We start from the raw sequence: 6,183 nt of genomic DNA, 5'->3' as shown, positions 1-6,183 counted from the left end.
CAAGTGGCGATGATTACCGGGGACAACCAGCGGACGGCTGAAGCCATAGCCCGGCAAGTGGGGATCAAGACAGTGTTGGCAGAAGTGCTGCCCCAAGATAAGGCCGCCGAAGTGATCAAGCTGCAGGAGAAGGGTCTGAAGGTTGCCATGGTCGGGGATGGGATCAACGATGCCCCAGCCTTAGCTCAGGCCAACGTGGGAATTGCCATAGGTTCAGGTACAGACGTTGCCAAAGAAACAGGTGACATTATCCTGATCAAGGACGATATCCGCGATGTGGTAGGAGCTATTGAAATCGGGCGGGCTACCATGCGCAAGATCAAACAGAACTTGGTATGGGCATTCGTTTACAATATCACAGGGATTCCCTTGGCGGCTGGTATTCTGTATCCTTTCACAGGACTTCTGGTTAGCCCGGAACTAGCTTCCTTCTTTATGGCCATGAGTTCTGTTTCTGTAACGATGAACACGCTGCTCTTAAAACGCTACCAACCATCGTTTCGGAGGGAACAGGTGAAATCCAGTAGGCACCCGGTACCTCAACCACAAACAGCACGTTAAGGAGGAGGTCTTACTATGAACGATTTAGAAGCAAAAGCCGCCAGGCAGGCTTCAGTGGTTTATACTGCACTCTCGCTGGCGATAACTCTTATTTTTCTGATCATAACTTGGGTGGACGGTAATACCTATACTGCTGTGGCTCGGATCGGTGGCATGGTTTGGGTTTTCATCCTGAGTATGATTGTCTTTATGCCGATCGTTATTCCGGCAGTGAAGAAAAAGATTATGGGATAAGTTCAGTTTCTCCCCGGATAAAAGGCTAACTTCTCCGGGGAGAAAAATAAATTCAAGTGGAACACTCATAAAATATTCACATAATTATTTCATTAAAAAAATCTAATCAATAATAGTAAGATTTAAGTATAATTTGAAAGTTGGATATTATTCTCTGAGGGGGAACGAAATTTTGTCACAAATTTTATTTAGTATCGGGGAATTTTCACTAAGATCTTATGGTGTACTGGTTGCCCTATCGATATTAATTGGTTTAGGGGTAGCTTATCATTTAGCCTCTTCTGAAAAGGAATACCGCCAGCATCTTGTAGACTTGGTGGTCTTTGCCGTGATTGGAGCCATTATCGGAGCACGTGTTTGGCAAGTTTTTTTCTACGAGTGGGACTATTATTCCCTCCATCTTGCCGAAATCTTTATGATATGGCATGGTGGTATGGCTATTCAAGGAGGTTTAGTTGGGGCTTTTATTGTGGGGTGGATCTATACTCGTAAGCATCAGCTTGATTTTTGGAGAATGGCTGATATTGCCGCCCCTGGGATTATCTTAGGGCAGGGGATCGGAAGAATTGCTTGCTTTCTCAATGGGGATGCCTATGGTAGCCCGACTAACCAAGGATTTGGCCTGGTTTATCCCCATGGAACTCCGGCTTATGCAGCCTATGGAAGCCAACCCCTATGGCCGGCAGAAGTATGGGAAGGGCAATGGGATATGGTTGTTTTTGCTCTGATCATAATCCTTTCGCGTTGGCGTATATTGCCGAGGGGTATCCTCTTTTTAAGCTATATTGTGCTCTATTCACTAGGACGGTTCGGATTAGAATTTTTACGAGGGGATGGCGCACGTTATCTATTCAATTGGACTTCAGCACAGTGGAGTAGTGTGGGGATGATTGTTATAGCCCTTGTTTCTGCCGCTGTTCTGACTAAACAACCAATATCCTCTGAACAAAAGAAGTAATTCGAAAGGTAGCCTACGAAAGGACGATTATTTATGCTTATCTTGAAGGGAAAGAAATCAAACGGCATTGTAGGCGAATATAAAAGTATAATCGATGCTCGAAAGATCTTTTCCGACGCTCAAAGATATCTTGCGCAGAATCAAGTTGATCAGGAGCTAGTCCTGGTAGAGGGTGATCATGTTGTGATGACTTGTATGCTGAGGATGTTTAAAAAACAAGCCTCATTTTCTCCTGCCTAATTAACTAAGCCTTATCGTTTTCTTTCATTAAATGTAATTGAATCTGCTAGCGTTAATGGCTCCTACAGTAAAGTAGGGGTCATTTTGTTTTTTACTAAACGAGGAAAGGAGGCTGACAAACATGAGTTCTCCCCTGCCACAGTGTAGTGCCGGTTATTTAGCAAGATTTCAAGAGTTTTATCTAATTCGAGATTAAATTCATGAGAAATTCATAACTCATTCACAGCATAATCGAATTGAGTAGATATACTTGAGACATGAAGACAGGGTTGCATGAACATATTCTTGTGTGGAAATTAAAGGAGGAAAAAGAATGAATAAGACAAAATGGATTGTAGGACTCTCAATTGCAGGCGTGATGGCGCTTTCGGGTACGGCTTTCGCACTAACCTCTGGTTTAGGTGCCGCAAAATCTGTGAGACAAACTCTTGGATTCACACAGACAGTTGAAACAACAGCACAGAGTAGTCAGCTTGGGACACCTCAACCTATAACTTTAGCACTGTCTTCATCAAGTGATAACTCTGATGATGTGGTTACCACTCCAGGATCCAATGGATATGGTGGAGGTTATGGCATGATGGGAGGCTTCGGTGCTAATGGGTATGGTAGCGGTTATGGGATGATGGGAGGTTTCGGTGCTAATGGAGATGGTGGAGGCTATGGAATGATGGGAGGCTTCGGTACTAATGGATATAGTGGCGGTTACGGTATGATGGGCGGTGGCGGTTACGGCATGATGGGAGGTGGCTATGATGCTAAAAGCTTAGGTGTTGACCTCACAAACGGCGAAGTCACCACAGCTGATCAAGCAGTAGCCATTGCTAAGGCGTTTATACAAAAACTTAACCAGGACGTTGTTGTGGCCGAACTTTATGAATTTGCAAATGGATATGAAGTAGAGCTCAAAGAGGGAGCGACAGGGGCTAAAGCCTATGAAGTTATGGTTTACAAGAATGGCGGACAGATCATAACTGACATACGTCCGAATATTATGTGGAATACAAAATATGGACATATGAATTGGGGAAATAACGGGGCGGTTACATTCAGTGAAGAACAGGCCACGAAGAGTGCTCAAGAGTTCATATCCAAATTGGGCCAAGGATATTCAATCGGAAAACCAGAACTAGCGCCTGGTTACTATGAGTTCATGATTCAGAAAGACGGTAAGGATTACGCGGAACTTGATGTTAATGGATACACGGGTCAGGTTTGGTTTGAAAACTGGCAGGGACCGATAATAAATACTATTGATGTAAAGTAAAAAAATATCAGCGGAAACAAGAAAAGGGCAGGGGCTCCTCAGCGAGACACTGCCTTTTTCATTATTAAGCTGGCACTATTTGCTCTTCAGTATCGGAGATTCCGTTGGTTGCTATTGTTTATAAAGAACCGTTGTCATCATTCCACCTCCCGATTTGGACATATTATTGGTCATATGGTGTGGTATATGGCAGTGAAAAGGCCACTGACCTGGATTATTGGCCGAAAACTCAATATCCCAAGTATCTCCAGAAGCGACTAATATATTGCTTCTCAAAAGTCGTTGATCAGGAGGAATCGTGTTGCCATCAGAAGCGGTCACATAGAATTGATGGCCGTGGAGATGAATTGGGTGGGCGGTTTCCATGGTATTACTTAAACGAATGCGAACATTTTCGCCAGTACAGACTTTTAGTGGCGTGGTGTCTGGAAAACATCGCCCATTAATTGTAAAAAAGTTGTAGTCCATATTGTAGGGATCGAGATCATAGACGCCGGGTGTGTATCCTTGCATGGGCTGTTTGTCGACATGAAACTCTTGGAACATGAGGAAGTAATCACGATGAACGCTGGGTTGGTCTGGGTCCGAAATAATCAGTCCGCCTTGTAGGCCCATCATTTCTTGACGCAACGCATCCATATGAGCGTGATACATGTGAGTACCGGGTGGATTTTTAACTTGGAATTGATAATCAAAATAGTATCCAGGTCTAATCTCAGGGCTAGTTGTCATACCAGGGGCACCATCCATGACGTTTGGAACATCTAAACCGTGCCAATGCACGCTAGTTGATTCGGGAAGCCTGTTGAAAACACGAATATTGACAAAGTCCCCTGGATAAACATGGATAGTCGGTCCTGGCGTACTTCCGTTATATCCCCAAGCGTTGATGTAGAGTCCAGTTAGAATCTCCCGTTGCACAGGTTGGGCAATTAACTCAAAGTATTTAACTCCGTTTCTCAAAATAAAAGGTAAGCTCGGGAGATCTAGCGAAATCACCATACCTTTCACGTCCTTTGACATTTTAGGAAAGTATATGCTTGAGTCTGAGAATAGGTTCATGTGAAGGGATCGTGAAGCTGGGTTCCGCGTTCATAGGAAATTCATAGTTATATAGTATCATTATAGGTGTTTACTAAAGGGTTGAGATTGTTCTTTGTAAGAGGCAGGGAAGGGAGGATACATTCGTAATGCCAATTGCACAGAAGTTCACTCATAAATGCCCCTTTAAGTAACTTTAACATAATACTTTAAAGGTAAGATGCTGAATCTGAGTTTCGATGCTCAGAGCGGGGGATTTCATGTGGGGTGAATCATGTGCATAACATGAAGGGCTTACACCTTTAGCCCGAATCCGTCAACTAACCTCGTAAGCAAAGAAAGGTGGACAACTTAGTGTTAATACCCAAGAAAAAGTGGTTTAGTGGGGTCACCCTTGCTGGTGTTATTTTGACAAGCAGTTTGACGGGGATAACCCCATCTCAAGCTGCAATGCTCAATTCTCAGGATGTCCCAAAGTCTGATACCGTACAAATTGATACCGTTCAAACTACCTTACTCAAAAATCCTCCTTTGGTAGTTTCCACATCAAAAGTATATTCTCAAAGAATACGGGAGGCACTTAATTGGACACCTAAGATCGAGGTCAAAACGGATGTGTCACAAATACCTGAAAGTAATAATGTTTCTGACGAAAAGCAAACGTCAACTCCTGTTGAAAAGAAAACCCCAGCTGCGGTGGACAAGACGTCTCAAAAACCTCAGACCGTTAAAAAGCCCAGCGCTCCTTCACAGAAGGTGGCCTCTGGGACTAAACAGGTTCCAGTATCCCAAGTGTCTAGGGGAAGTTTAGATGTGGACAAGCTCATTAGCCGTGCCCTAAGTTTACAAGGGATTCCTTATGTTTGGGGTGGAACGAGTCTAAAAGGATTTGATTGTTCCGGATTTGTGCAATATGTGTTCAAAGCTTCCGGGATTACACTACCTCGAGTCGCTGCAGATCAGTACAAACTTGGTACGCCTGTCAGCCGTAATGAGTTAAGACCCGGAGATCTCGTTTTTTTCCAAACCTATGCCCCTGGTGCTACGGATGTGAGGATATATATCGGTGGAGGGCGTACTATTGGAGCTGCTAGTAAAGGAGTAGATATTCAGAGCTTGTCGGATAGTTATTGGGCAAAACGATATTTAGGTGCTCGACGGATTCGATAAGAAAACTGTAAGAATAGCAATGCCGGACAGTTAGATGTGTTGCATATGAAGGGATCCTGAACATCAATCAGGGTCCTTTTTTCATGAGAAATTTACGATTTTTTATGAAGATAATTTTATCAACGTCAGCAAGAAGACCCGACTTCAAGACTCTGTTGTGTTAAGTCAGGGATGAATCGCGTTCCCTTACAAAATTATGTTAATTCAATTTCTAAATATGGATATTTTAGGCTGATTTTTGGAATCATAACACCAGTTTGTACAATATATTTGTTTATTGCTAGGGAAATAAAAAGCCAAAGATTTTACCTAATGAAATAGGCGGATTAGCAAAGTAACCCGCCCCTTCCCGAACCGTACAAGCGACTTGTCACCGCATACGGCTCTCCATATTCCAAATGGGTTATCGTCGTTTCAGCTGATTAAGCTGGAACCTGTCAGCTTCGACATTGGCAAAGCAATGTTCGCAAAGGGGTATCTGACGCCGGTTGATGTTCAGCATGACAGTGACAATCGGTGAATAGGGTTTGTCGAGCTTCTTCTTCGTTTTCCTATGATACATGCTGACATTGGAATGCGGATTGCCGCAGATGTAGCATACACGGGCAAGCAGGTCCGTCAAGTTAAACTTGGGCAAGTAGAATGTTTTAACGGCTGACTTGATTTTGGCGAAGAAGTCCTTTTTTCTTGCAAAAGATTTGTACAGTGCCAG

The 6,183-nt window shown here is 43.5% G+C and carries 7 protein-coding genes, 1 pseudogene and 1 riboswitch; of the genes and pseudogenes, 6 read left to right on the top strand and 2 right to left on the bottom strand.

What is annotated here, in order from left to right; genetic code table 11:
- The 5 genes from JL57_RS10050 to JL57_RS10030 all read left to right on the top strand — a co-directional run.
- Positions 1 to 561: HAD-IC family P-type ATPase (locus tag JL57_RS10050; protein ID WP_291299921.1), on the top strand; the 561-nt coding region annotated here is incomplete at its 5' end.
- Between the two features lie 15 nt (positions 562 to 576).
- The gene (locus tag JL57_RS10045; protein ID WP_034141919.1) at positions 577 to 795 is read left to right on the top strand and encodes a hypothetical protein; all 219 of its coding nucleotides are present in this window, start codon (positions 577 to 579) and stop codon (positions 793 to 795) included.
- Positions 796 to 967: 172 nt separating this feature from the next.
- A complete protein-coding gene (gene lgt / locus JL57_RS10040) occupies positions 968 to 1,753 on the top strand; it encodes a prolipoprotein diacylglyceryl transferase (RefSeq protein WP_034141918.1) in 786 nt (261 codons plus the stop codon).
- A gap of 33 nt (positions 1,754 to 1,786) precedes the next feature.
- Positions 1,787 to 1,993: a hypothetical protein gene (locus tag JL57_RS10035; protein ID WP_034141917.1), complete on the top strand. Its 207-nt coding sequence runs from the start codon at positions 1,787 to 1,789 to the stop codon at positions 1,991 to 1,993.
- Between the two features lie 313 nt (positions 1,994 to 2,306).
- Positions 2,307 to 3,260: a hypothetical protein gene (locus JL57_RS10030; RefSeq protein ID WP_034141916.1), complete on the top strand. Its 954-nt coding sequence runs from the start codon at positions 2,307 to 2,309 to the stop codon at positions 3,258 to 3,260.
- 111 nt (positions 3,261 to 3,371) lie between these two features.
- Here the strand turns inward: JL57_RS10030 and JL57_RS10025 are convergent, their stop codons facing one another.
- A complete protein-coding gene (locus JL57_RS10025) occupies positions 3,372 to 4,262 on the bottom strand; it encodes a multicopper oxidase family protein (protein ID WP_034141915.1) in 891 nt (296 codons plus the stop codon).
- 250 nt (positions 4,263 to 4,512) lie between these two features.
- Positions 4,513 to 4,651: riboswitch (cyclic di-AMP (ydaO/yuaA leader) on the top strand.
- A gap of 4 nt (positions 4,652 to 4,655) precedes the next feature.
- Between JL57_RS10025 and JL57_RS10020 the strand changes: the two genes are divergently transcribed.
- Positions 4,656 to 5,471 (top strand): C40 family peptidase, encoded by an 816-nt coding sequence (locus JL57_RS10020; protein ID WP_034141914.1) that lies wholly within the window; start codon positions 4,656 to 4,658, stop codon positions 5,469 to 5,471.
- Positions 5,472 to 5,874: 403 nt separating this feature from the next.
- Here the strand turns inward: JL57_RS10020 and JL57_RS10015 are convergent.
- Positions 5,875 to 6,183, bottom strand: a pseudogene (locus JL57_RS10015) (reverse transcriptase); the annotation flags it as partial.

This window comes from Desulfosporosinus sp. BICA1-9 (genome assembly GCF_000802135.1).
Note: the sequence above shows the minus strand (reverse complement) of the source record. Positions and strands in the feature narration are given on the sequence as shown.

Excerpts from the sequence above, each read along its gene's own strand:
- JL57_RS10045 (WP_034141919.1), top strand. The coding sequence starts at position 577 with ATGAACGATTTAGAAGCAAAAGCCGCCAGGCAGGCTTCAGTGGTTTAT.
- JL57_RS10035 (WP_034141917.1), top strand. The coding sequence starts at position 1,787 with ATGCTTATCTTGAAGGGAAAGAAATCAAACGGCATTGTAGGCGAATAT.
- JL57_RS10030 (WP_034141916.1), top strand. The coding sequence starts at position 2,307 with ATGAATAAGACAAAATGGATTGTAGGACTCTCAATTGCAGGCGTGATG.
- JL57_RS10025 (WP_034141915.1), bottom strand. The coding sequence starts at position 4,262 with ATGGTGATTTCGCTAGATCTCCCGAGCTTACCTTTTATTTTGAGAAAC.